General features: G+C 66.9%; 34 protein-coding genes. 3 read left to right on the top strand and 31 right to left on the bottom strand.

The window, feature by feature from the left end; translation table 11 throughout:
• Positions 1-143: 143 nt before the first annotated feature.
• From rpsK to rpsJ, 28 genes are all read right to left on the bottom strand, one after another.
• Positions 144-548 (bottom strand): 30S ribosomal protein S11, encoded by a 405-nt coding sequence (rpsK, locus tag RM609_RS07310; protein ID WP_003956432.1) that lies wholly within the window; start codon positions 546-548, stop codon positions 144-146.
• 71 nt (positions 549-619) lie between these two features.
• Positions 620-1,000 (bottom strand): 30S ribosomal protein S13, encoded by a 381-nt coding sequence (gene rpsM, locus RM609_RS07315; protein WP_311608916.1) that lies wholly within the window; start codon positions 998-1,000, stop codon positions 620-622.
• A gap of 189 nt (positions 1,001-1,189) precedes the next feature.
• Entirely contained in the window at positions 1,190-1,303 is a 114-nt protein-coding gene (gene rpmJ / locus RM609_RS07320) for a 50S ribosomal protein L36 (protein ID WP_251745497.1), read from the bottom strand.
• A 61-nt stretch (positions 1,304-1,364) separates the two neighbouring features.
• Positions 1,365-1,586, bottom strand: coding sequence for a translation initiation factor IF-1 (gene infA, locus RM609_RS07325; RefSeq protein WP_003956442.1), 222 nt, complete (start codon positions 1,584-1,586; stop codon positions 1,365-1,367).
• A 318-nt stretch (positions 1,587-1,904) separates the two neighbouring features.
• A complete protein-coding gene (map, locus tag RM609_RS07330) occupies positions 1,905-2,741 on the bottom strand; it encodes a type I methionyl aminopeptidase (RefSeq protein ID WP_311608919.1) in 837 nt (278 codons plus the stop codon).
• Between the two features lie 118 nt (positions 2,742-2,859).
• The gene (locus tag RM609_RS07335) at positions 2,860-3,516 is read right to left on the bottom strand and encodes an adenylate kinase (protein ID WP_311608921.1); all 657 of its coding nucleotides are present in this window, start codon (positions 3,514-3,516) and stop codon (positions 2,860-2,862) included.
• Positions 3,516-4,829, bottom strand: a complete 1,314-nt coding sequence (secY, locus tag RM609_RS07340; RefSeq protein ID WP_311608923.1) for a preprotein translocase subunit SecY — start codon at positions 4,827-4,829, stop codon at positions 3,516-3,518. Before secY ends, RM609_RS07335 begins: the two co-directional genes overlap by 1 nt.
• A gap of 205 nt (positions 4,830-5,034) precedes the next feature.
• Positions 5,035-5,490, bottom strand: a complete 456-nt coding sequence (gene rplO, locus RM609_RS07345) for a 50S ribosomal protein L15 (RefSeq protein WP_126914680.1) — start codon at positions 5,488-5,490, stop codon at positions 5,035-5,037.
• Position 5,491: 1 nt separating this feature from the next.
• Positions 5,492-5,674, bottom strand: coding sequence for a 50S ribosomal protein L30 (gene rpmD / locus RM609_RS07350; protein WP_087927574.1), 183 nt, complete (start codon positions 5,672-5,674; stop codon positions 5,492-5,494).
• Complete coding sequence (gene rpsE, locus RM609_RS07355; protein ID WP_311608925.1) at positions 5,674-6,276, bottom strand: 30S ribosomal protein S5; 603 nt, start codon at positions 6,274-6,276, stop codon at positions 5,674-5,676. Before rpsE ends, rpmD begins: the two co-directional genes overlap by 1 nt.
• Before the next feature lie 46 nt (positions 6,277-6,322).
• Complete coding sequence (gene rplR / locus RM609_RS07360; protein WP_311608926.1) at positions 6,323-6,706, bottom strand: 50S ribosomal protein L18; 384 nt, start codon at positions 6,704-6,706, stop codon at positions 6,323-6,325.
• A 3-nt stretch (positions 6,707-6,709) separates the two neighbouring features.
• Positions 6,710-7,249, bottom strand: coding sequence for a 50S ribosomal protein L6 (rplF, locus tag RM609_RS07365; protein ID WP_311608927.1), 540 nt, complete (start codon positions 7,247-7,249; stop codon positions 6,710-6,712).
• 21 nt (positions 7,250-7,270) lie between these two features.
• On the bottom strand, positions 7,271-7,669 hold the full coding sequence (rpsH, locus tag RM609_RS07370) for a 30S ribosomal protein S8 (protein WP_311608928.1): 399 nt from the start codon (positions 7,667-7,669) through the stop codon (positions 7,271-7,273).
• Positions 7,670-7,879: 210 nt separating this feature from the next.
• Positions 7,880-8,065, bottom strand: a complete 186-nt coding sequence (locus RM609_RS07375) for a type Z 30S ribosomal protein S14 (RefSeq protein ID WP_071964550.1) — start codon at positions 8,063-8,065, stop codon at positions 7,880-7,882.
• Positions 8,066-8,070: 5 nt separating this feature from the next.
• Positions 8,071-8,622: a 50S ribosomal protein L5 gene (rplE, locus tag RM609_RS07380; RefSeq protein ID WP_311608930.1), complete on the bottom strand. Its 552-nt coding sequence runs from the start codon at positions 8,620-8,622 to the stop codon at positions 8,071-8,073.
• Positions 8,622-8,945, bottom strand: coding sequence for a 50S ribosomal protein L24 (gene rplX, locus RM609_RS07385; protein WP_030368405.1), 324 nt, complete (start codon positions 8,943-8,945; stop codon positions 8,622-8,624). The genes rplE and rplX overlap by 1 nt, the downstream gene beginning before the upstream one ends.
• Positions 8,946-8,948: 3 nt before the next feature.
• On the bottom strand, positions 8,949-9,317 hold the full coding sequence (gene rplN / locus RM609_RS07390) for a 50S ribosomal protein L14 (protein ID WP_030368406.1): 369 nt from the start codon (positions 9,315-9,317) through the stop codon (positions 8,949-8,951).
• Positions 9,318-9,412: 95 nt separating this feature from the next.
• Positions 9,413-9,694, bottom strand: coding sequence for a 30S ribosomal protein S17 (gene rpsQ, locus RM609_RS07395; protein ID WP_311608933.1), 282 nt, complete (start codon positions 9,692-9,694; stop codon positions 9,413-9,415).
• A complete protein-coding gene (rpmC, locus tag RM609_RS07400; RefSeq protein ID WP_030368408.1) occupies positions 9,694-9,918 on the bottom strand; it encodes a 50S ribosomal protein L29 in 225 nt (74 codons plus the stop codon). The genes rpsQ and rpmC overlap by 1 nt, the downstream gene beginning before the upstream one ends.
• Positions 9,918-10,337, bottom strand: a complete 420-nt coding sequence (gene rplP / locus RM609_RS07405; RefSeq protein ID WP_311608935.1) for a 50S ribosomal protein L16 — start codon at positions 10,335-10,337, stop codon at positions 9,918-9,920. Before rplP ends, rpmC begins: the two co-directional genes overlap by 1 nt.
• A 5-nt stretch (positions 10,338-10,342) precedes the next feature.
• Positions 10,343-11,173, bottom strand: a complete 831-nt coding sequence (rpsC, locus tag RM609_RS07410) for a 30S ribosomal protein S3 (RefSeq protein WP_095580665.1) — start codon at positions 11,171-11,173, stop codon at positions 10,343-10,345.
• On the bottom strand, positions 11,173-11,520 hold the full coding sequence (gene rplV / locus RM609_RS07415) for a 50S ribosomal protein L22 (protein ID WP_031012097.1): 348 nt from the start codon (positions 11,518-11,520) through the stop codon (positions 11,173-11,175). The genes rpsC and rplV overlap by 1 nt, the downstream gene beginning before the upstream one ends.
• A gap of 43 nt (positions 11,521-11,563) precedes the next feature.
• Positions 11,564-11,845 carry a 30S ribosomal protein S19 gene (rpsS, locus tag RM609_RS07420; protein ID WP_126914687.1) on the bottom strand — a complete coding sequence of 94 codons (282 nt, stop codon included), beginning with the start codon at positions 11,843-11,845 and terminating at the stop codon, positions 11,564-11,566.
• Positions 11,846-11,857: 12 nt separating this feature from the next.
• A complete protein-coding gene (gene rplB, locus RM609_RS07425) occupies positions 11,858-12,694 on the bottom strand; it encodes a 50S ribosomal protein L2 (RefSeq protein ID WP_004950440.1) in 837 nt (278 codons plus the stop codon).
• Positions 12,695-12,733: 39 nt separating this feature from the next.
• Positions 12,734-13,057, bottom strand: a complete 324-nt coding sequence (rplW, locus tag RM609_RS07430; RefSeq protein ID WP_058046827.1) for a 50S ribosomal protein L23 — start codon at positions 13,055-13,057, stop codon at positions 12,734-12,736.
• Positions 13,057-13,707 (bottom strand): 50S ribosomal protein L4, encoded by a 651-nt coding sequence (gene rplD, locus RM609_RS07435; protein ID WP_311608938.1) that lies wholly within the window; start codon positions 13,705-13,707, stop codon positions 13,057-13,059. The genes rplW and rplD overlap by 1 nt, the downstream gene beginning before the upstream one ends.
• A 7-nt stretch (positions 13,708-13,714) precedes the next feature.
• The gene (rplC, locus tag RM609_RS07440) at positions 13,715-14,359 is read right to left on the bottom strand and encodes a 50S ribosomal protein L3 (RefSeq protein WP_311608940.1); all 645 of its coding nucleotides are present in this window, start codon (positions 14,357-14,359) and stop codon (positions 13,715-13,717) included.
• Between the two features lie 13 nt (positions 14,360-14,372).
• Complete coding sequence (rpsJ, locus tag RM609_RS07445) at positions 14,373-14,681, bottom strand: 30S ribosomal protein S10 (RefSeq protein ID WP_003948644.1); 309 nt, start codon at positions 14,679-14,681, stop codon at positions 14,373-14,375.
• 598 nt (positions 14,682-15,279) lie between these two features.
• Here rpsJ and RM609_RS07450 point away from each other — a divergent pair.
• The 3 genes from RM609_RS07450 to RM609_RS07460 all read left to right on the top strand — a co-directional run bounded on the left by RM609_RS07450 (position 15,280) and on the right by RM609_RS07460 (position 19,392).
• On the top strand, positions 15,280-17,412 hold the full coding sequence (locus RM609_RS07450) for a PIG-L family deacetylase (protein WP_311608941.1): 2,133 nt from the start codon (positions 15,280-15,282) through the stop codon (positions 17,410-17,412).
• Between the two features lie 94 nt (positions 17,413-17,506).
• Positions 17,507-18,517, top strand: coding sequence for an ArsR/SmtB family transcription factor (locus RM609_RS07455; RefSeq protein WP_311608942.1), 1,011 nt, complete (start codon positions 17,507-17,509; stop codon positions 18,515-18,517).
• A 17-nt stretch (positions 18,518-18,534) separates the two neighbouring features.
• Positions 18,535-19,392: a metallophosphoesterase family protein gene (locus RM609_RS07460; protein WP_311608943.1), complete on the top strand. Its 858-nt coding sequence runs from the start codon at positions 18,535-18,537 to the stop codon at positions 19,390-19,392.
• Between the two features lie 109 nt (positions 19,393-19,501).
• Here the strand turns inward: RM609_RS07460 and tuf are convergent, their stop codons facing one another.
• The 3 genes from tuf to rpsG form a co-directional block, all read right to left on the bottom strand.
• On the bottom strand, positions 19,502-20,695 hold the full coding sequence (gene tuf / locus RM609_RS07465) for an elongation factor Tu (RefSeq protein ID WP_311608945.1): 1,194 nt from the start codon (positions 20,693-20,695) through the stop codon (positions 19,502-19,504).
• Positions 20,696-20,861: 166 nt separating this feature from the next.
• Positions 20,862-22,982, bottom strand: coding sequence for an elongation factor G (gene fusA / locus RM609_RS07470; RefSeq protein WP_311608946.1), 2,121 nt, complete (start codon positions 22,980-22,982; stop codon positions 20,862-20,864).
• Positions 22,983-23,021: 39 nt separating this feature from the next.
• On the bottom strand, positions 23,022-23,492 hold the full coding sequence (gene rpsG / locus RM609_RS07475; protein ID WP_004950419.1) for a 30S ribosomal protein S7: 471 nt from the start codon (positions 23,490-23,492) through the stop codon (positions 23,022-23,024).
• Between the last annotated feature and the right edge of the window lies 1 nt (position 23,493).

Raw genomic sequence — 23,493 nt, forward strand, 5'->3', positions numbered from 1 at the left:
GAATCCTTCAGTCATGGACACCCACTATTTGATGCCCTGAGGTACTACAAGGGTACGGGCGATACGGCCCCGAGGAGCCGTACCGCCCGTGTGCCGTTACGAAGCGGCGCGATGATGATCAGCGGGCCTCGCGGCCCGACGGATCAGACGCGGCGGCGCTTCGGGGGACGGCAGCCGTTGTGCGGGGTCGGGGTGACGTCCTGGATGGAGCCAACCTCGAGGCCGGTCGCCTGGAGCGAACGGATGGCGGTCTCACGACCGGAGCCCGGGCCCTTGACGAAGACGTCAACCTTGCGCATGCCGTGCTCCTGCGCGCGACGGGCAGCCGACTCGGCGGCCATCTGCGCGGCGAACGGAGTGGACTTGCGGGAGCCCTTGAAGCCGACGTGGCCGGCGGAGGCCCAGGAGATCACGTTGCCGGACGGGTCCGTGATCGAAACGATGGTGTTGTTGAACGTGCTCTTGATGTGCGCGTGGCCGTGAGCAACGTTCTTCTTTTCCTTGCGGCGCACCTTCTTGGCAGCGCCCTGACGTCCCTTGGGGGGCATGTCTTACTCCTGAATGGAGAGGGAGGTGGTCGGTCCTACAGCGAAGACCGCTGATGAGCGTCCGCTGTGGACTACTTCTTGCCCGGCTTCTTCTTGCCGGCGATGGCGCGACGCGGGCCCTTACGGGTACGAGCGTTCGTGCTGGTGCGCTGACCGTGAACCGGCAGACCGCGACGGTGACGCAGACCCTGGTAGCAGCCGATCTCGACCTTGCGGCGGATGTCGGCCTGAACCTCACGACGGAGGTCACCCTCGGTCTTGATGTTGGCGTCCACGTACTCGCGGATCTTGACCAGGTCCTCCTCGACCAGGTCACGAACGCGGGTGTTCGGGTTGACACCGGTGGCGGCGAGGGTCTCCTGCGCCAGCGTGCGGCCGATGCCGAAGACGTAAGTGAGTGCGACCTCCACGCGCTTGTCGCGCGGGATGTCAACACCGGAAACGCGTGCCATTGAATGGCTCCTGTTGGTGTTCGGGGGTCTTCCGCAATGCCACTCCATGGCCGCCGTACCAGGTACGGACCAGGTCCCCGGCCCCCGCCGGAGGTGTCACCGACCCCTTGTCGGGGTTAGGTGGGCGCTGCGTATGTACACGTAATGCTCGCGTCGCGCGAAGAAACTACGGAAGTGCAGGTTCTACGATCAGCCCTGGCGCTGCTTGTGGCGCAGGTTGTCGCAGATGACCATGACCCGGCCGTGACGGCGGATCACCTTGCACTTGTCGCACATCTTCTTGACGCTCGGCTTGACCTTCATGGGATGTGAGGTTCTCCGGGTCAGTGCCGTCACCCCGCCGGAAGCGGGGCGGCGACAAGATCTACTTGTACCGGTAGACGATCCGGCCACGCGTCAGGTCGTAGGGAGACAGCTCCACGACGACCCGGTCATCCGGGAGGATACGGATGTAGTGCATCCGCATCTTGCCGCTGATGTGCGCGAGGACCTTGTGACCGTTCTGGAGCTCCACCTTGAACATTGCGTTCGGCAGAGACTCGATCACGGTGCCCTCGATCTCGATGGCACCTTGCTTCTTGGCCACGCTTCGCCTTTCGAATCGGCTACCTTGATCGACTCTCCCATATGCACGCGGGCATGCGGATACACGAGAGCCGACGCGTCAGTCTACGTCAGGGCAACCGGAAAGCCTAATCCAGGGTGGCTGCCCCGCCGTGGAGATCCTTAAGCAAGAGGATCCGGCGCCGCCGTCACGCCGTATTCCGCCAGCTTCGCCCGGCCACCGCCGATCCTCCCGACGCCGCCCTCGCGGGCTCGGCGCCGGGGCGCCTCACAGGCTTCGGGCGGCTGCGCCGGACTCCGTCCGGCGGGTCGTCGGCCCAGGGCCGGAGTGGGCGCCGCCCTACGCCAGCGGGTCCGGCGCCGCCGTCACGCCGTATTCCGCCAGCTTCGCCCTGCCACCGTCCACGGCCGTCAGGACCAGCGGGCCCTGCTCCGTCAGGGCGACGGAGTGCTCCCAGTGGGAGGACCAGCTCTTGTCGTCCGTGAGGACCGTCCAGTCGTCCGCCAGGACGTGGGTCTTCGCCGTGCCCAGGCTCACCATGGGCTCGATCGCGATACAGAAGCCCGGGACCAGCTTCGGGCCCTTGCCGCGCTTGCGGGAGACGTAGTTCAGCAGGTGGGGGTCCATGTGCATCTCGGAGCCGATGCCGTGCCCGCCGTAGTCCTCGATGATCCCGTACTTCCCGGAGGACGGACGGGGCTGGCGGCGGATGTAGCCCTCGATCGCCTTGGAGATGTCCACGAGGCGGTTGCCGTTCCGCACGGCCGCGATGCCGGCCCACATGGATTCCTCGGTCACCCGGGAGAGCTCGATCAGCTCCGGAGCGTGACCGGTGCCCACGAAGGCCGTGAAGGCCGCGTCACCGTGCCAGCCGTCCACGATCGCGCCGGCGTCGATGGAGATGATGTCGCCGTCCTTGAGGACGGTCTTCTCGTCCGGGATGCCATGGACGACGACCTCGTTCACCGAGGTGCAGATCGTGGCGGGGAAACCGCCGTAGCCGAGGAAGTTCGACTTGGCGCCGTGCTCGGCGATCACCTTACGGGCGACCTCGTCCAGGTCCCTGGTGGTGGCACCGGGCACCGCGGCCTCCCGGGTGGCCGCGTGGATGGCGGCGACGACCAGCCCCGCCTCGCGCATCTTCGCGATCTGCTCGGGGGTCTTGATCTCGACCATGACGACGCCTTCCTGGCTGTTCCATCGAAAACTGCATCGAATCGATGCATCGAATACTGCTCGGACAAACACTACGGCCGCGACACCCCGAGGGGCATCGCGGCCGTGGCCGACGGACTCAGGCCTCCCGGGAAGGGAGGGCCTCCATCGCGCGCTGAGTGACCTCGGCGACCTTGCCGAGCGCCGAGATCGTCACCACCAGGCCCTGGGCCTTGTAGTAGTCGATGATCGGCTCGGTCTCGCTGTGGTAGACCTCGAGGCGCTTGCGGACGGTGTCCTCGGAGTCGTCCTCGCGCTGGTACAGCTCGCCGCCGCAGGTGTCGCAGACACCCTCCGCGGCCGGCGGGTTGTAGATCACGTGGAAGATGTGGCTGCTGTCCTTGCGGCACATCCGGCGACCGGCGATCCGCTTGACGACCTCGTCCTCCGGGACCTCCAGGTCCAGGACGGCGTCGAGCCCGAGCCCGTCCGCCTTGAGGATGGTGTCCAGCGCCTCCGCCTGGGCGAGGTTGCGCGGGAAGCCGTCCAGCAGGAAGCCCTCGGCGGCGTCCTCCTGCTCCATGCGGTCCTTGGCCATCCCGATGGTGACCTCGTCCGGCACGAGCTGGCCGGCGCGCATGTATTCCTGGGCCTTCTGGCCGAGGGGCGTGCCCTGGCTGATGTTCGCCCGGAAGAGGTCGCCCGTCGAGATGTGCGGGATCGCGAGATTCTTGGCGAGGTACGCGGCCTGCGTACCCTTGCCGGCGCCGGGCGGCCCGACGAGGACGATTCGCATCAGCGGAGGAACCCTTCGTAGTTGCGCTGCTGAAGCTGGCTCTCGATCTGCTTCACAGTCTCCAGACCGACACCCACGATGATCAGGATGCTGGTTCCACCGAACGGGAAGTTCTGATTTGCGTTCAGTGTGACCAGTGCCACGGTGGGCACCAGCGCGATCAGACCCAGGTACAGCGACCCCGGCCACGTGATGCGGTTCAGCACGTAGCTCAGGTACTCCGCGGTGGGACGGCCAGCCCGGATCCCCGGGATGAATCCACCATACTTCTTCATATTGTCGGCAACTTCTTCGGGGTTGAAGGAGATGGCGACATAGAAGAACGCGAAGAAGACGATCAGCAGGAAGTACGTGGCCATGTAGATCGGGTGGTCACCCTTGACCAGGTTGGCCTGGACCCACTGCGCCCAGTCCGCCTTGGAGCCGGTGAACTGCACCAGCAGCGCCGGGATGTAGAGCAGCGACGAGGCGAAGATGACGGGGATCACACCCGCCTGGTTCACCTTCAGCGGGATGTAGGTGGACGTACCGCCGTAGGAACGGCGGCCGATCATGCGCTTCGCGTACTGGACGGGAATGCGGCGCTGAGCCTGCTCGACGAAGACCACCAGCGCGACCATCGCGAGACCGCACAGGATCACCAGGCTGAACTCCAGCCAGCCACCGAGCAGCTTGCCCTGCATCTTGATGGCCCACAGCGCGCCCGGGAAGCCGGCGGCGATGGACGTGAACATCAGGATGGACATGCCGTTGCCGATGCCGCGGTCGGTGATCAGCTCACCGAGCCACATGATCAGCGAGGTGCCGGCGGTCATCGTGATGACCATGACGACCGTGGTGAAGATCGACTGGTTCGGAACGATCTGGTTCCCGACGGTGCAGTTGCCGAACAGCGCACCGCTACGGGCCGTGGCCACGAGGCCGGTGCCCTGAAGGATGGCGAGGGCGACGGTCAGATAACGCGTGTACTGCGTGATCTTGGTCTGCCCGGACTGGCCCTCCTTCTTGAGGGCTTCGAGTCGCGGAATGACCACGGTGAGCAGTTGGAGGATGATACTGGCCGTGATGTACGGCATGATCCCGAGCGCGAAGATCGTGATCTGAAGCAGCGCACCACCGCTGAACATGTTCACGAGGCCGAAAAGGCCCTGCCCACTCTTGGCCTGGTCCATACACGTCTGGACATTCCGGTAGTCGACCCCCGGCACGGGGATGTGTGCCCCCAGCCGGAAGAGAACCATGATGCCCAGCGTGAAGAGCAGCTTCTTGCGCAGGTCGGGCGTCTTGAACGCCCGGGCGAACGCGGTGAGCACGGTGCCTCCTGCGCCCCCCACGTTGCTGCGTGAGAGGTGACGGTCTTGAGGTTCGACGAATACGTAGAGTCAGCCAAAATCCGCGCGGGCAGAGTCCGCGCGGAAGTTAACAGTGCACGCCACCTTACCGGCGACCATGCCCCCCTTGGAACGACCAACCGGGGATGCCCCTATTGGGACATCCCCGGTTGTCAGATCAACGAACTCAGATGAGCTCGGTGACGGTGCCGCCGGCGGCGGCAATCTTCTCCTGGGCGGAGCCGGAGACGGCGTCGACCGTCACCTGCAGCGCCACGGAGATCTCGCCCTGGCCAAGGACCTTGACGAGCTCGTTCTTGCGAACAGCGCCCTTGGCGACCAGGTCGGCCACCGTAACCTCGCCACCCTGCGGGTAGAGCGCGGCCAGCTTGTCCAGGTTCACGACCTGGAACTGCTTGTGGGCGGGGTTCTTGAAGCCCTTCAGCTTCGGGAGGCGCATGTGGAGGGGCATCTGGCCACCCTCGAAGCGCTCCGGAACCTGGTAACGGGCCTTCGTGCCCTTGGTACCACGACCAGCCGTCTTACCCTTCGACGCCTCACCACGACCGACACGGGTCTTGGCGGTCTTGGCGCCCGGGGCGGGACGGAGGTTGTGGACCTTCAGCGGGTTCTGCTCCGCCATGTCAGTCGACCTCCTCGACCGTCACGAGGTGGCGGACGGTCTGCACCATGCCGCGGATCTCGGGGCGGTCCTCCTTGACAACCACGTCGTTCAGGCGCTTGAGCCCGAGCGAACGCAGGGTGTCGCGGTGGTTCTGCTTGCTGCCGATGTAGGACTTGACCTGCGTGACCTTGAGGCGAGCCATTACGCACCCGCCCCTGCACGCGCCCGCAGCAGTGCGGCGGGGGCGACGTCCTCCAGCGGCAGACCACGACGGGCGGCGATCTCCTCGGGACGGGACAGTCCCTTGAGGGCCTCCACCGTGGCGTGCACGATGTTGATCGGGTTCGAAGAACCGAGCGACTTCGACAGGATGTCGTGGATGCCGGCGCACTCGAGCACCGCGCGCACCGGGCCACCGGCGATAACACCGGTACCGGGGGACGCGGGCTTGAGCAGGACGACACCGGCCGCCTTCTCACCCGTGATCGGGTGCGGAACGGTGCCCTGGATACGGGGGACCTTGAAGAAGTTCTTCTTGGCCTCTTCCACGCCCTTGGCGATGGCAGCCGGAACTTCCTTGGCCTTGCCGTAACCGACACCGACCGTGCCGTCACCGTCGCCCACCACGACCAGCGCGGTGAAGCTGAAGCGGCGACCACCCTTGACAACCTTGGCGACGCGGTTGATCGCGACTACGCGCTCAACGTATGCGGTCTTCTCGGCGGCAGCGCCACCGTCACGGCCCTTCCGGTCCCGCCGCTCGCCGCCACCGGCACCGCTTCCGCGGCGCTGGGGTCCAGCCATTGGAATTACCTCTCTCTGTTACGTCCGCTAGCTCCGGAACCGGGGCTTAGAACTTCAGCCCGGCTTCGCGGGCGGCGTCCGCCAGAGCGGCAATGCGCCCGGCGTACTGGTTGCCACCGCGGTCGAACACGACGGCCTCGACACCGGCGGCCTTGGCACGCTCGGCAACCAGGGCGCCGACCTTCTTGGCCTGGGCGCCCTTGTCGCCCTCGCCACCACGGATCGACGCGTCCAGGTGCGACGCCGACGCCAGGGTGTGACCCTTGATGTCGTCGATGACCTGAGCGGTGATACCGCGGTTGGAACGCGTCACGACGAGGCGCGGGCGCTCGGCCGTACCCGAAATGTTCTTCCGGATGCGGATGTGGCGGCGGGCCTTGGCGGCGCGCTTGTACGCGTCGCCCTTGGCGATCTTCACACCGTATGCCATGGCTTACTTACCCGCCTTTCCGACCTTGCGGCGGATGACTTCGCCCTCGTACTTGACGCCCTTGGCCTTGTACGGGTCGGGCTTCCGCAGCTTGCGGATCTTCGCGGCGACCTCGCCGACCTTCTGCTTGTCGATGCCCTCGACCGAGAACTTGGTCGGAGCCTCAACCTTGAAGGTGATGCCTTCGGGGGCCTCGATCAGGATCGGGTGGCTGTAGCCGAGGGAGAACTCCAGGTTGGAGCCCTTGGCGACAACGCGGTAACCGACACCGCTGATCTCGAGCTTCTTCACGTAGCCCTGGGTCACGCCGGTGATCATGTTCGCCACCAGCGTGCGGGACAGGCCGTGGAGAGCCTTGTTCTGACGCTCGTCGTTGGGACGGATCACCTGAAGGGTGCCGTCCTCGCCCTTGACGATCTCGATGGGGGCGGACAGAGAGAGGTTCAGGGCGCCCTTGGGGCCCTTCACCTGCACGTCACGGCCATCGATGGTGACGTCCACACCAGCGGGAACCTGGATGGGCAGCTTGCCAATACGCGACATTAGCTATTCCTCCGTTCCCGATTACCAGACGTAGGCGAGGACTTCCCCACCCACGCCCTTCTTGCTGGCCTGCTGGCCGGTCAGGAGACCGTGGGACGTGGAGATGATCGCCACGCCCAGGCCGCCGAGGACCTTCGGCAGGTTGGTGGACTTTGCGTAGACCCGGAGGCCCGGCTTCGAGATCCGCTTGATGCCCGCGATGGAGCGCTCACGGTTCGGACCGAACTTCAGGTCCAGGACGAGGGACTTGCCGACCTCGGCGTCCTCGACCTTCCAGCCGGCGATGTAGCCCTCCTGCTGCAGGATCTCGGCGATGTGCGCCTTGATCTTGCTGTGGGGCATAGCCACGGTGTCGTGGTAAGCCGAGTTCGCGTTCCGCAGACGGGTCAGCATGTCTGCGATCGGATCGGTCATGGTCATGTTTGGCCTTCGGCCTCTCTCGCCGTGGTTTCCTATCTGCGCCATCCCTCTCCCCGAACTGGTGTCGGGACGGGTGCGGCGCGGGGACCTACGGCGTAGTAAGACGGTCATGGGCGGCGGGCGCCCAACCCTTCAACTCTACGCGAGTGAGTGGCTGGGCCCCGCCATCCTTGATGCTTACCGAGAGCCCTGGTCAACCCAAGTGGGTTGTTACCAGGAGCTCTTGGTCACGCCCGGCAGCTCGCCACGGTGAGCCATCTCACGAAGGCACACGCGGCAGAGGCCGAACTTGCGGTAAACGGAGTGCGGACGGCCGCAGCGGTTGCAACGGGTGTACGCGCGAACCGCGAACTTCGGCTTGCGCGCGGCCTTCGCGATCAGAGACTTCTTCGCCATCTCGGTCACGCCTCCTTGAAGGGGAAGCCGAGGTGACGGAGGAGGGCGCGGCCCTCGTCGTCGTTGGTCGCCGTGGTAACCACGGTGATGTCCATACCCCGGACGCGGTCGATCTTGTCCTGGTCGATCTCGTGGAACATGACCTGCTCCGTGAGACCGAAGGTGTAGTTGCCCCGACCGTCGAACTGCTTCGGGGACAGACCACGGAAGTCGCGGATGCGCGGGAGCGCGAGCGACAGGGTGCGGTCCAGGAACTCCCACATGCGGTCACCACGGAGGGTGACGTGGGCGCCGATCGGCTGGCCCTCACGCAGCTTGAACTGCGCGATGGACTTGCGAGCCTTGGTGACGGCGGGCTTCTGGCCCGTGATCGTGGTGAGGTCGCGAATCGCGCCATCGATCAGCTTGGAGTCGCGGGCGGCGTCGCCCACACCCATGTTGACCACGATCTTGGTGAGGCCGGGAACCTGCATGACGTTCTCGTAGGAGAACTCCTCACGCAGCTTGCCCGAGATTTCCTCGCGGTACTTCGTCTTGAGACGCGGAGTGGTAGCCATCAGATGTCCTCACCCGTCCGCTTGGCAACGCGGATCTTGTTGCCGTTCTCATCGAAGCGGTAGCCGACGCGCGTGACGACCTTCTTGCCGTCCTTCTCCACGACGAGCTGAACGTTGCTCACGTGGATCGGGGCCTCGGTCGTGACAATGCCACCGGTCTGCGAACCGCGAGCGGTCTGGCCGGCCTTGGTGTGCTTCTTGACCCGGTTGACACCCTCGACAAGAACGCGGTTCTCGCTGGGCATGGCCACGATGACCTTGCCCTGCTTGCCCTTGTCCTTACCGGTGATGACCTGGACCAGGTCGCCCTTCTTGATCTTCATCGGTTACAGCACCTCCGGCGCGAGCGAGACGATCTTCATGAACTTCTTCTCGCGCAGCTCTCGGCCCACGGGGCCGAAGATACGGGTGCCGCGGGGGTCACCGTCGTTCTTGAGAACGACAGCGGCGTTCTCGTCGAAACGGATGTACGAGCCATCCGGACGGCGGCGCTCCTTGACGGTGCGAACGATGACGGCCTTGATGACGTCACCCTTCTTCACGTTGCCGCCGGGGATCGCGTCCTTGACGGTGGCGACGATGACGTCACCGATGCCCGCGTAGCGGCGACCCGAACCACCGAGAACACGGATGCAAAGGATCTCCTTGGCACCAGTGTTGTCGGCGACCCGAAGTCGCGACTCCTGCTGGATCACGTCTATCTCCTGATCGTCTGCCGGTTCCCGGCAGGGGCTCCGAGGAGCCCCTGCCGAGCCTGGCGGAACTTATCCGAGGGAGATTCCCTCAGAAATTACTTGGCCTTCTCGAGGATCTCGACGATGCGCCAGCGCTTGGTCGCCGACAGCGGACGCGTCTCCATGATGAGGACGCGGTCGCCGACGCCGGCAGCGTTCTGCTCGTCGTGCGCCTTGAGCTTGTTCGTACGGCGGATGACCTTGCCGTACAGCGCGTGCTTGACGCGGTCCTCGACGGCGACGACGACGGTCTTGTCCATCTTGTCGCTGACGACGAGACCCTCACGGGTCTTGCGGAAGCCGCGCTCGTTCGTCTCAGTCACATTCTTCTCGCTCATCAGGCGCTCTCCACCGTCTCGATGCCCAGCTCACGCTCGCGCATCAGGGTGTAGATCCGGGCGATGTCCTTACGGACGGACTTGAGCCGACCGTGGTTCTCGAGCTGCCCGGTCGCCGCCTGGAAGCGGAGGTTGAACAGCTCTTCCTTGGCCTCACGGAGCTTCGCGACGAGGTCCTCGTCGTTCAGCTCACGCAGCTCGGTCGCCTTGATACCAGCGGCCATCACGACTCACCTGCCTCGCGCCGAACAATGCGGCACTTCATCGGAAGCTTGTGGGCAGCGCGGGTGAGCGCCTCACGAGCAACCTTTTCGTTCGGGAAAGACAGCTCGAACATCACCCGACCGGGCTTGACGTTCGCGATCCACCACTCCGGGGAACCCTTACCGGAACCCATGCGGGTCTCGGCCGGCTTCTTCGTCAGCGGACGGTCCGGGTAGATGTTGATCCACACCTTGCCGCCACGCTTGATGTGACGGGTCATGGCGATACGAGCGGACTCGATCTGCCGGTTCGTCACGTAGGCCGGGGTCATGGCCTGGATGCCGTACTCACCGAAAGCGAGCTCGGTGCCGCCCTTGGCCATGCCGTTGCGCTTCGGGTGGTGCTGCTTGCGGTGCTTGACCCTGCGAGGGATCAGCATGTCGGTCAGGCCTCCGTTCCGGTGGACTCAGCCGGAGCAGCGGCAGCGGCCTCGGCCTTGGGGGCCTCGGCAGCGGCGTTCTGCTGCGGCTTGCGGCCGCGGCCGCCACGCTCGCCACCACGGCCACCACGGGCCGGGCGGTCCTGAGCGCCACCACGGGACGGGCGGTTGCCCGCACGCGCGGCAGCGTTCTCGGCGCGGACCTCGGCGATGTTCTTGACGTCGCCCTTGTAGATCCAGACCTTCACGCCGATGCGGCCGAAGGTGGTCTTGGCCTCGAAGAAGCCGTAGTCGACGTTCGCGCGGAGCGTGTGCAGGGGCACACGGCCCTCGCGGTAGAACTCCGAGCGGGACATCTCGGCGCCGCCGAGACGGCCACCGCACTGGATCTTGATGCCCTTGGCGCCGGCCTTCATCGTCGACTGCATGCTCTTACGCATGGCGCGACGGAAGGAGACGCGGGAGGACAGCTGCTCGGCGACGGCCTGGGCCACCAGCTGAGCGTCCACCTCGGGGTTCTTGACCTCGAGGATGTTCAGCTGAACCTGCTTGCCGGTCAGCTTCTCCAGCTCGCCACGGATGCGGTCGGCCTCGGCGCCACGGCGGCCGATGACGATGCCCGGGCGGGCGGTGTGGATGTCAACGCGGACGCGGTCGCGGGTGCGCTCGATCTCAACCTTCGAGATACCGGCGCGCTCCATGCCCTTCGTCATCATGCGACGAATGGCAACGTCTTCCTTGACGTAGTCCTTGTACAGCTTGTCGGCGTACCAACGGGACTTGAAGTCCGTGGTGATGCCGAGCCGGAACCCGTGCGGGTTAACCTTCTGGCCCATTACCGGGTTCCTTCCTTGCTGCTGACGACCACGGTGATGTGGCTGGTCCGCTTGCGGATCCGGTAGGCACGGCCCTGAGCACGCGGACGGAACCGCTTCAGGGTCGGGCCCTCGTCCACGAACGCCTCGCTGATGTACAGCGACGAAGCGTCCGTGTGGTCGTAGTTGTGCGCGGCGTTGGCAATGGCGCTGTCAAGCACCTTGCCCACCGGCACGCTCGCGGCCTGCGGGGCGAAACGCAGGACCGCCTGAGCCTCCGTGGCATCCATGCCACGGATGAGGTCCACCACGCGGCGGGCCTTCATGGGCGTGACGCGGATGTACCGCGCCTGGGCCCTGGCTTCCATGGTTGTCCCTTCGGTGTCAGTCATAGTCGTTCACACCCCGCCTTTAGCGGCGCTTCGACTTGCGGTCGTCCTTGACGTGGCCGCGGAAGGTGCGGGTCGGCGAGAACTCGCCGAGCTTGTGGCCGACCATCGACTCGGTGACAAACACCGGGACGTGCGTCTTGCCGTTGTGCACCGCGAGCGTGTGGCCGAGCATGGCCGGCACGATCATGGAGCGACGGGACCAGGTCTTGATGACGTTCTTGGTACCGGCTTCGTTCTGTACGTCCACCTTCTTCATGAGGTGTCCGTCGACGAAGGGTCCCTTCTTGAGACTACGCGGCATCTAAACCCGCTCCTAGCGCTTCTTGTTCGTCTTGCGGCGGCGGACGATGTACTTGTTGCTCGCCTTCTTGGGAGAACGAGTACGACCCTCCTTCTGACCCCACGGGGAGACCGGGTGGCGACCACCGGAGGTCTTACCCTCACCACCACCGTGCGGGTGGTCGACCGGGTTCATCGCGACACCGCGGACGGTCGGGCGAACGCCCTTCCAGCGCATGCGGCCGGCCTTGCCCCAGTTGATGTTCGACTGCTCGGCGTTGCCGACCTCGCCGACAGTGGCGCGGCAGCGGACGTCGACCAGGCGGATCTCACCGGACGGCATACGAAGGTGGGCCATCGTGCCCTCCTTCGCCAGCAGCTGCACGGAGGAACCGGCGGAGCGGGCGATCTTCGCACCGCCACCGGGCCGCAGCTCGATGGCGTGGATGGTCGTACCGACCGGGATGTTGCGCAGCGGCAGGTTGTTGCCCGGCTTGATGTCGGCCCCGGGGCCGTTCTCGATCCGGTCACCCTGGCCGAGGCCGCGGGGAGCGATGATGTAGCGCTTCTCGCCGTCCACGTAGTGGAGCAGCGCGATGCGCGCGGTGCGGTTCGGGTCGTACTCGATGTGAGCGACCTTGGCCGGCACGCCGTCCTTGTCGTGACGACGGAAGTCGATCACGCGGTAGGCGCGCTTGTGGCCACCACCCTGGTGGCGAACGGTCACACGACCGGCGTTGTTACGGCCGCCCTTGCTGTGCAGCGGGCGGACCAGCGACTTCTCCGGCGTGGACCGCGTGATCTCGACAAAGTCGGCGACGCTGGAGCCACGACGGCCCGGGGTCGTCGGCTTGTACTTGCGGATACCCATTTCTCAGTCCTCGTCCGATTCCGGACGACTCGGACTCCGTTAGGAGACCGGGCCGCCGAAGATGTCGATACGGTCGCCCTCGGCGAGGGTCACGATGGCGCGCTTGGTGTTGGCGCGCTTGCCGAAACCGGTCTTGGTGCGCTTGCGCTTACCCTGACGGTTGATCGTGTTGACCCCGGTGACCTTGACCGAGAAGACCGCCTCGACGGCCTGCTTGATCTGGGTCTTGTTGGCGCGCGGGTCGACGATGAACGTGTACTTGTTCTCGTCCAGCAGCGCGTAGCTCTTCTCGGAGACAACCGGCTTGACCAGGAGGTCGCGCGGGTCCGAGAACGTCTTGCTGGTGACGACGGCCTCAGTCATCAGGCCTCGCTCCCTTCGGTCTCAACGGCCTTGGGGCCAGACACGAAGGACTCGAAGGCGGCCTGGGTGAAGACCACGTCGTCGGAGACGAGCACGTCGTACGTGTTCAGCTGGCCCGGCTCCAGGATGTGAACCTGGGGCAGGTTGCGGGCGGACAGCCACGCGGCCTCGTCGGCACGGTCGACGACCAGGAGCAGGTTCTTGCGCTCCGAGATCTTGCCGAACAGCGACTTGGCGGCCTTGGTGGAAGCCGCACCCTCGACCACGCCGGAGACGACGTGGATGCGGGAGTGACGCGCGCGGTCCGAGAGGGCACCGCGGAGGGCGGCGACCTTCATCTTCTTGGGCGTCCGCTGCGAGTAGTCACGCGGCACGGGACCGTGCACGACGCCACCACCGGCGAACTGCGGCGCGCGGGTCGAACCCTGACGGGCGCGACCGGTGCCCTTCTGGCGGTAAGGCTTGCGGCCACCGCCTCGGACCTCGCCACGAGTCTTGGTCTTGTGCGTGCCCTGACGGGCAGCGGCCAGCTGCGCGACGACGACCTGGTGGATCAGCGGGACGCTGACCTTGGCGTCGAAGATCTCCGCGGGGAGCTCGACGGTCCCGGCCTTGTCGCCCGCCGGCGAAAGGATGTCAATGGTGCTCATCGTTACCTCAGGCCCCCTTGGCCGCGGTACGGACCAGGACGAGGCCGCCGTTCGGACCAGGAACCGCACCCTTGATCAGGAGCAGGCCCTTCTCCGCGTCAACGGCGTGGACGGTCAGGTTCTGGGTGGTGACCCGCTCGTTGCCCATGCGGCCCGCCATGCGGAGGCCCTTGAACACACGGCCCGGGGTGGCGCAGCCACCGATGGAACCGGGGGAGCGGTGCTTGCGCTGGGTGCCGTGACCGGCGCCGAGGCCCTTGAAGTTGTGACGCTTCATGACACCGGCGAAGCCCTTGCCCTTGCTCTTGCCGGTGACGTCAACCTTGACGCCCGACTCGAACACGGCAGCGGTGATCTCCTGGCCGAGCGTGTACTCGCTGGCGTCAGCGGTACGCAGCTCCACCAGGTGGCGGCGCGGGGTGACGTCGGCGTTGGCGAAGTGGCCCTTGAGGGGCTTGTTCACCTTGCGCGGGTCGATCTCGCCGAAGGCGATCTGGACCGACTCGTAGCCGTCGCGGTCGTTGGTGCGGACCTGGGTGACGACACAGGGCCCGGCCTTGACGACGGTCACCGGGACGACCCGGTTGTTCTCGTCCCAGACCTGGGTCATGCCGAGCTTCTCGCCCAGGACGCCCTTAATGTTCTTAGCCATCTCGCGCGTCACCTCAGAGCTTGATCTCGATGTCGACGCCCGCCGGCAGGTCGAGGCGCATAAGCGAGTCAACCGTCTTCGGCGTGGGGTCGAGGATGTCGATGAGGCGCTTGTGCGTGCGCATCTCGAAGTGCTCGCGCGAGTCCTTGTACTTGTGCGGCGACTTGATGACGCAGTACACGTTCTTCTCAGTGGGCAGCGGCACCGGGCCCGCGACCGACGCACCAGTGCGCGTCACCGTCTCGACGATCTTCTTCGCCGAAGAGTCGATGACCTCGTGGTCGTAGGCCTTGAGCCGGATGCGGATCTTCTGTCCCGCCATGGCTACTCAGTAGTCCTGTCTCTCGTAACGCTCTGGGACTCGGTCGGCTGCCTCCGGAGGCCTTCCGGACGCTGCCCTTCCTCACTCCACCTCCGACCCACGCGGTCGGGCGTGTCGCGCCCCTTCCAGCAAAATCCCCAAAGGAGATTCCCTGCTCAAGGGGTTTGTGGGGGAAGAACACCCACCGAATCGCCTGGCTGGGGCCCCGCTGACACTTCCCGGAAGATTCCCGTACTTCCGCCCCTGATAAGGGACGACGAGTACTGCGGGACTCGCTTCCAGTCCTCCCGGCGGGAGGCGCGCAGCATCGGCACTCAACCGAGCAACCTGAACAGTGTGCCATACGGTCGCGAAGAGGCGCCAATCGAAGCTGAAGACGGTACCCCGAGCGGCGGACTTGTCAAACCACCCCGCCGACATACGGGACACTATGGTCGCGAAACGCCCGGGCCGTCCATCGAGCGGGTCCGACGTCGCCCGACGGGATGCTTTGTCAGGCCCCGGGCAACCTCCTGGGAGCCCAGGTCGTCCCCCCTCACGTATCACGCCGGGGCACGGCCGGGGACGGCGCGCCGGACGACGGGACGGAGTCACCTAGTTGAACAGCTCACAGCGCAAGGGGCTCACACGGCGATCCGTACTCACCGGTATCGCCGTGACCACGGCCGCCGCGGCCACCGGTTGCAGCAGCGGCGGCGGCTCCAGCCGGGTCGCCTCCTCCCCCGACACCCTCCAGTCCGCCGTCCCCGGCGGCACGGGATCGTTCAACAGCGGCGGGGACGCGCTGCTCCTCCAGGTCATGGCCCACCCCGACGACGACCTGTACTTCATGAACCCCGACGCCCGGCACATGATCGAGGCCGGCGCCCCCGTGGTCTCCGTCTATGTGACCGCCGGCGAGTCCGTGGGGCAGAACTGGATCGAGGGCATGGCCAGGCGCGGGCCCGACAAGGCCGCCTACTCCTCCGCCCGCCACCAGGGCCTGCGCCAGGCCTACGCCGAGCTGATCGGCAGGGACAAGTTCACTCCATGGAAGAAGTCCGTCATGGACCTTCCGGGTGGTTGCCGGGCCGAGGTGAGCGAGCTCGGCGAGGGCCGGCGCAAGGTCCGGCTGATCTTCCTCAACATCGCCATGTTCTCCGCCGGCGAGACCCGGCTCCCCCTGCTGTGGGACCGGCCCTACGCGGTGATGCAGACCCTGGTGGCCACCGGCTCCCCGTGCCGCTCCGTCTCCACCTACCACCACCAGACCCTGGTGGACGCACTGGCCACGATCATGGAGAAGTACCGGCCCACCGTCGTCCACACCATGGACCCCGACCCCGACTACCAGGTCCACGACGCCACCCACCCCAAGGACAACGACTACGGGGCGTGCTCGGACCACCGCGACCACACCCCCACCGCGCTCTTCACCTGGAAGGCGCTGGCGCAGTGGGTCTCCCGGCACACCCGGCACGAGGGCCACCCGCCGCGCTTCACCACCCTCGCCTTCCGCGGCTACTACAACCAGCGCTGGCCCTACAATCTCCCCTCCGAGATCGTGGACGAGAAGTACCGCCTCATCGCGGCCTACGGCGGCGACCCCGGCTGGGCCTGCGGCAACCAGGGCGGCTGCGGCGACTACGGCCAGGGCGGCGAGCGCCCCCTGAAGAACCGCAAGGGCTGGATCCGCTCCACCCACTACCGCTACCCGGGCCCCACCGCCGTCCCCGACAGCGACCGCTCGGGCCGCCTGGAGGCGTACGGCGTGCTCGGCCTCCAGGCCGTGCGCTGGCAGGAGACCTCCCCCGGCAGCGGCCGCTGGGGCGCCCCGGCGGGCCTCGGCGGCGGCCCGCTGGCCCCCGCCGTGGCCTCGGTCAAGGACGCCAAGGGGCACCGGCTGCTGTTCGCCCTGCGCTTCTCCTCCCTGGAGGGCCAGGGCCGCGGCAACACCCGTGAGATCACCGTCCTGGAGCAGCACAGCCCCGGCGGCGCCTTCAAGGCCTGGAAGAGCCTCGGCAACCCCGAGCACAAGGCCGAGCGCGGCCGCCGCGTCGGCGTGCCCGCCGCCGTCGCCACCCCGGACGGCCGGGTCCACCTCTTCGTCCGCAACGCCGGCAAGGGCCTCTCCAGCCGTGTGCGCGAGCCCGACGGCACCTGGGGGAAGTGGCAGAGCCTCCACGGCCAGGAGATCCAGGAGGGCCTGACCGCCGCCCTCGACCGGCAGGGCCGCGTCCATGTCTTCGGTATCGGCCGGGACACCGTCCACCACTGGAGCCAGGAAGCCCCCGACAAGCCCGTCCGCGTCATGCCGCTGCACGGCCTGCCCGGCCCCGGCGGCAACCAGATGGGCGCCGCCCTCGGCGCGGACGGCGCGCTCACCGTCGTCTACCGCACCCCGACCGCCGCCGAGCCCGTCGGCTACGGCCTGGGCCGGGACGGCACGGGCGCGACGCGGACCGGCGGCTCCGGGCTGCGCTCCTTCAGCGGCTACGGCCCGCTCGCCGCCACCACCGTCCCCCGCCGGGGCGGCCGGGACTCCCTGATGGTGCTGGGCCGCGCCCTGAGCGGCGAGATACAGCTCGTGGACGCCGAGGCCGGCGACGGGCCCGTCCGCGCACCCCGGGGCATCACCCCAGTGGGCGCCTCCGGGCTCGTCACCGACTCCGGCCACCGGGTGTGCGCCGTGGGCCTCGGCCCCGACGCCACCCCCTGGGTCTGGCGCCCGGACCCCGGCTCGGGCGTCTGACCCCTCCTCGTACGCGTGGCCGAGGAGACCGCCCTCAGCGGTCTCCCGGCCCCCTCGTACGTTCAACCCGCGCGAGAAGGGGCAGAGGCAAGGGGTGCGCATTCACTTCACCGGGGTCGACCTGGGCCGCGTACGGCTGGACGCCGAGCCCGATCTGTTGTGGGAGACCCTGCTGGCCGCCCATATGGTCCAGACGGGCCAGGGGCCGCTGATCTTCGACGGCTGGCGCGAACTGGTCAGGGGCCGGCTCACCGACCCGATGCGGCGCGTCCTCGCGCTGGCCCCGCCCCGCGGCTACTCCCCCGACTTCCTCACCCCTCCCGAGGCCACCGACGGCCTCGCCACCGGCATCGACGCCATGCTCTCGCTCCCCCGGACGACGCTCCGCCGCGATCTGGAGCTGCTCGCCCCCGACCGTCGCGACCTCCACTTCGTCCGCCACCTCGCCGAGGGCCGGACCGAGGCCGTCAAAGCCCTGGGCGAAGGTCTCACGGCCTTCCACGACACGGCGGTGCGGCCATATCTGGCCAAGGTGCGGGAGCACATCGCCGCCGACCGGGCCACCCGCTCCCAGGCCCTCCTGCGCAGCGGAGTCGAACAAATGCTCTCCAGCATTCACCCACAGGTGCGCTGGAGCCCACCGGTACTGGAGGTGCTCGTACCGGGTACGGGCGAGGACGTCCATCTGGAGGGGCGCGGGCTTCGGCTCGTGCCCTCCTTCTTTTGCTGGCGCGCCCCCACCGTGCTCCGCGATCCGGAGCTGCCACCCGTGCTCGTCTACCCGATCGTCCACGACCCCGCCTGGCTGGACGAGCTCCGGGGCGGCCGGCGCGAGGGCGCCGAGCCACCGCTGGCCGCCCTCCTCGGCCACACCCGGGCCGAGGTGCTGGAGGCCACCGCCCGCGGCTGCACCACCAGCGAGCTGGCCCGCCGGGTGGGGATCGCCATGGCCACCGCCAGCCACCACGCCACCGTGCTGCGCGAGTCCGGGCTGATCACCACCCACCGCACGGGCGGCCGGGCCTACCACACCCTCAGCGTCCTGGGCCGGGACCTGCTCAACGGCAACCGCCTGGTCTCCCTCTCCCCCGGGCCCGGAAGGTAGCCGCCTACCGTAGATCCATGCAGCAGCCAATAAAGCCCCACGCGGGTCGCCGGCTCCTCGCCGTCAGCGACCTGCACACCGGCATGGCCGACAACGTGGCCATCGCCGAGTCACTGCGCCCCACCACCGACGAGGACTGGCTGATCGTGGCCGGTGACGTAGCCGAACGTTTTGACGACGTAGAACGCACCCTGCGGCTCCTGGCCCGCAACTTCCCCAAGGTCATCTGGTCCCCGGGCAACCACGAGCTGTGGACACCGACGGGCGACCCCGTCGAGCTGCGCGGCGAGGCCCGCTACGCCCACCTGGTCGAGCTGTGCCGGAGCCTCGGCATCAGCACGCCGGAGGACCCCTGGCCCGTCTGGGAGGGCGAGGGCGGCCCCGTGGCGGTGGCCCCACTGTTCACGCTCTACGACTACACCTTCCGCACGCCCACGGCCGCCACCAAGGAGCAGTCCCTGGCCCAGGCCCATGAGGCGGGCATCGTGTGCACGGACGAGTATCTGCTGCACCCCGAGCCCCACCGGGGCATCGACGACTGGTGCCGGGCCCGGGTCGCGGCCACCGAGGCCCGGCTGGCCGCCCACGACCCGGAGCTGCCGCTGGTGCTGGTCAACCACTGGCCGCTGGACCGCCGGCCCACGGACGTCCTGACGTACCCGGAGTTCGCCCAGTGGTGCGGCACGGAGCTCACGGCCGGCTGGCACACCCGCTACAACGTCGCGGCGGTGGTCTACGGCCATCTCCACATCCCCCGGACCACCTGGTACGAGGGGGTGCGCTTCGAGGAGGTCTCCATCGGCTACCCCCGCGAGTGGCGGCGGCGCGGCCACCCCAAGGGGCTGCTGCGGCAGATCCTGCCGTACGCGTCCTAGCCCGGTCCCGGCCCGGGTCCCGGGCCCCGAAAACACGAGAGGGCCCGCACACCTCGCGGTGTGCGGGCCCTCTTGTCGACCGTCAGGTCAGACCTTCAAGCAAGCGGACTTACTTGTTGATCTTGGTGACCTGGCCGGCGCCGACGGTGCGGCCGCCCTCACGGATGGTGAAGCGCAGGCCCTCCTCCATGGCGACGGGCTGGATCAGGGAGACGGACATGTCGGCGTTGTCGCCGGGCATGACCATCTCCGTGCCCTCCTTGAGGGTCACAACACCGGTCACGTCAGTCGTACGGAAGTAGAACTGCGGACGGTAGTTGTTGAAGAACGGGGTGTGACGGCCACCCTCGTCCTTCGAGAGGATGTAGGCCGTGGCCTCAAACTCGGTGTGCGGGGTGACCGAACCCGGCTTGATGATGCACTGGCCGCGCTCGACGTCCTCGCGCTTGATGCCGCGGAGCAGCAGACCGACGTTCTCACCGGCCTGGCCCTCGTCGAGCAGCTTGCGGAACATCTCGATACCGGTGACCGTGGTGGTGGTCTTCTCGGTCTTGATGCCGACGATGTCGACGGTCTCGTTGACCTTGAGGACACCGCGCTCGATACGACCGGTGACGACGGTGCCACGACCGGTGATCGTGAAGACGTCCTCGATCGGCATCAGGAACGGCTTGTCGACGTCACGCTCGGGCTGCGGGATGTGCTCGTCGACAGCGGCCATCAGGCCGAGGAGCTTCTCGCCCCACTCCTTGTCGCCCTCCAGCGCCTTCAGCGCGGAGACGCGGACAACCGGAGCGTTGTCGCCGTCGAACTCGTACTCGGAGAGGAGCTCACGGACCTCGAGCTCGACGAGCTCCAGGATCTCCTCGTCGTCCACCATGTCGGCCTTGTTCAGGGCGACGACGATGTACGGAACGCCGGACTGGCGGGCCAGGAGCACGTGCTCCTTGGTCTGCGGCATCGGACCGTCGGTCGCGGCGACCACGAGGATCGCGCCGTCCATCTGGGCGGCACCGGTGATCATGTTCTTGATGTAGTCCGCGTGACCCGGGCAGTCGACGTGGGCGTAGTGACGCGCCTCAGTCTGGTACTCGACGTGCGCGATGGAGATGGTGATACCGCGCTGACGCTCCTCCGGGGCCTTGTCGATCTCGTCGAAAGGCGTGAAGGGGTTCAGGTCCGGGTACGCGTCGTGCAGCACCTTGGTGATCGCCGCGGTAAGAGTGGTCTTACCGTGGTCGACGTGACCGATGGTGCCGATGTTGACGTGCGGCTTAGTCCGCTCGAACTTCGCCTTCGCCACTGGGGTCCTCCTGTGGAGTGGTTCTGTACGCCTGGATTGAGTCGGCGCCAGGGATCTTTGCTGGGAAGCCGCCCGCCGGGGCATTCCGTCATGGTTTGTGGCGGAATGCCCCGACAGCCGGTGTCAAGCCTAAAGCGTGTATCACGCCCGTAGAGACGGGAGTGGGTTACTCGCCCTTGGCCTTCGCGATGATCTCCTCGGCGACGTTCCGCGGAACCTCGGCGTAGGAGTGGAACTGCATCGAGTAGCTTGCGCGACCCGAGGTCTTGCTGCGGAGGTCTCCGACGTAGCCGAACATCTCCGACAGCGGAACCAGGCCCTTGACGAGCTTGGCGCCGTGACGGTCCTCCATGGCCTCGATCTGGCCACGGCGGGAGTTGATGTCGCCGATGACGTCACCCATGTAGTCCTCGGGGGTGGTGACCTCGACCGACATCATCGGCTCGAGCAGAGCCGGCGATGCCTTGCGAGCACCCTCCTTGAACGCCATGGAACCGGCGATCTTGAACGCGAGCTCGGAGGAGTCGACGTCGTGGTAGGCACCGTCGAGCAGCGTCACCTTGACGCCGGTCAGCGGGTAGCCGGCCAGAACACCGAACTCCATGGCCTCCTGGCAACCCGCGTCCACGGACGGGATGTACTCCCGCGGGATACGGCCACCGGTGACCTTGTTCTCGAACTCGTAGCCGTCGCCCTCGAGGGGCGAGATCGCGATCTGCACCTTCGCGAACTGGCCGGAACCACCAGTCTGCTTCTTGTGCGTGTAGTCGATCCGCTCGACGGCCTTGCGGATCGTCTCGCGGTACGCGACCTGCGGCTTGCCGACGTTGGCCTCGACCTTGAACTCACGCTTCATACGGTCGACCAGCACGTCGAGGTGCAGCTCGCCCATACCCGCGATGATGGTCTGGCCCGTCTCCTCGTCCGTGTGGACCTGGAAGGACGGGTCCTCCTCGGCGAGGCGCTGGATGGCGACACCCAGCTTCTCCTGGTCGCCCTTGGACTTGGGCTCAATGGCGACCTGGATGACCGGAGCCGGGAAGTCCATCGACTCGAGGATCACCGGGTTGCTCGCGTCGCAGAGGGTCTCACCGGTGGTGGTCTGCTTCAGACCCATGACGGCGACGATGTCGCCGGCACCCACCGCGTCGATCTCCTCACGCTTGTTCGCGTGCATCCGGTAGATCTTGCCGATGCGCTCCTTCTTGCCCTTCACGGAGTTCTGCACCTGGGTGCCGGCCTCCATGCGGCCCGAGTAAACCCGGACGAAGGTGAGCTTGCCGAGGTGCGGGTCGCTCATGATCTTGAAGGCAAGACCGGAGAACGGCTCGTCCTCGGAGGGCTTGCGCTTCACGACCTCGTCGGGGTCGCTGACCGCGTGGCCCTCGATCGCCTCGACGTCGAGCGGCGACGGCAGGAAGCGGACCACGGCGTCGAGCAGGGGCTGAACGCCCTTGTTCTTGAACGCGGTGCCACAGAACACGGGGGTGACGGTCGCGCCGCCGCCCTTGCCCGAGTTGATGGTGATGCGGCGGATGGCCGCGTACAGCTGCTCCACGGTCGGCTCCTCGCCGCCCAGGTACAGCTCCATCATCTCGTCGTCGTTCTCGGCGACGGCCTCGAGCAGCTTGCCGCGCCACTCCTCAGCGGCCTCGGCGTGGGTGTCCGGGATGTCGACGACGTCGTACATCTCGCCCTTGGCAGCCTCGGCCGACCAGACGAACGCCTTCATCGTGACGAGGTCGACGACGCCCTTGAAGTCGGCCTCGGTACCGATCGGCAGCTGCATCACGATCGGGGTGGCGCCGAGGCGGTCCACGATCATGTCGACACAGCGGTGGAACTCGGCACCGGTGCGGTCGAGCTTGTTGACGAAGCAGATGCGCGGCACGCCGTAACGGTCGGCCTGACGCCACACCGTCTCGGACTGCGGCTCGACACCGGCCACACCGTCGAACACGGTCACAGCACCGTCGAGCACACGCAGGGAACGCTCCACCTCGACGGTGAAGTCGACGTGACCCGGGGTGTCGATGATGTTGATCGTGTGATCGACGTTCTCGAGCGGCCAGTGGCAGGTCGTCGCGGCAGACGTGATCGTGATGCCGCGCTCCTGCTCCTGCTCCATCCAGTCCATCGTGGCAGCGCCGTCGTGGACCTCACCGATCTTGTACGAAACACCGGTGTAGAAGAGGATGCGCTCGGTGGTGGTCGTCTTGCCCGCGTCGATGTGGGCCATGATCCCGATGTTGCGGACCTTGGCCAGGTCAAGCGAAGTGGTGGCCATATGGCTCAGTCTTCTCTCGGTTCTCGATGGGGTTTGTGACTACCAGCGGTAGTGCGCGAAGGCCTTGTTGGACTCGGCCATCTTGTGCGTGTCCTCACGCTTCTTGACCGAGGCGCCGAGACCGTTCGAGGCATCCAGCAGCTCGTTCATGAGGCGCTCGGTCATGGTCTTCTCGCGACGAGCGCGGGAGTAACCGACCAGCCAGCGCAGCGCCAGGGTGGAGGCGCGGCCCGGACGGACCTCGACCGGCACCTGGTAGGTGGCGCCACCGACACGGCGGGACTTGACCTCGAGCGCCGGCTTGACGTTCTCGAGGGCGCGCTTGAGGGTGATGACCGGGTCGTTACCGGTCTTCTCGCGCAGACCCTCCATGGCGCCGTACACGATGCGCTCGGCGGTGGAGCGCTTGCCGTGCAGGAGGATCTTGTTGATCAGCGACGTCACCAGAGGGGAGCCGTAAACCGGGTCGATGATGACCGGGCGCTTCGGGGCGGGGCCCTTACGAGGCATT

The organism is Streptomyces hesseae (genome assembly GCF_031845785.1).
Taxonomy (GTDB): Bacteria; Actinomycetota; Actinomycetes; order Streptomycetales; family Streptomycetaceae; genus Streptomyces; species Streptomyces hesseae.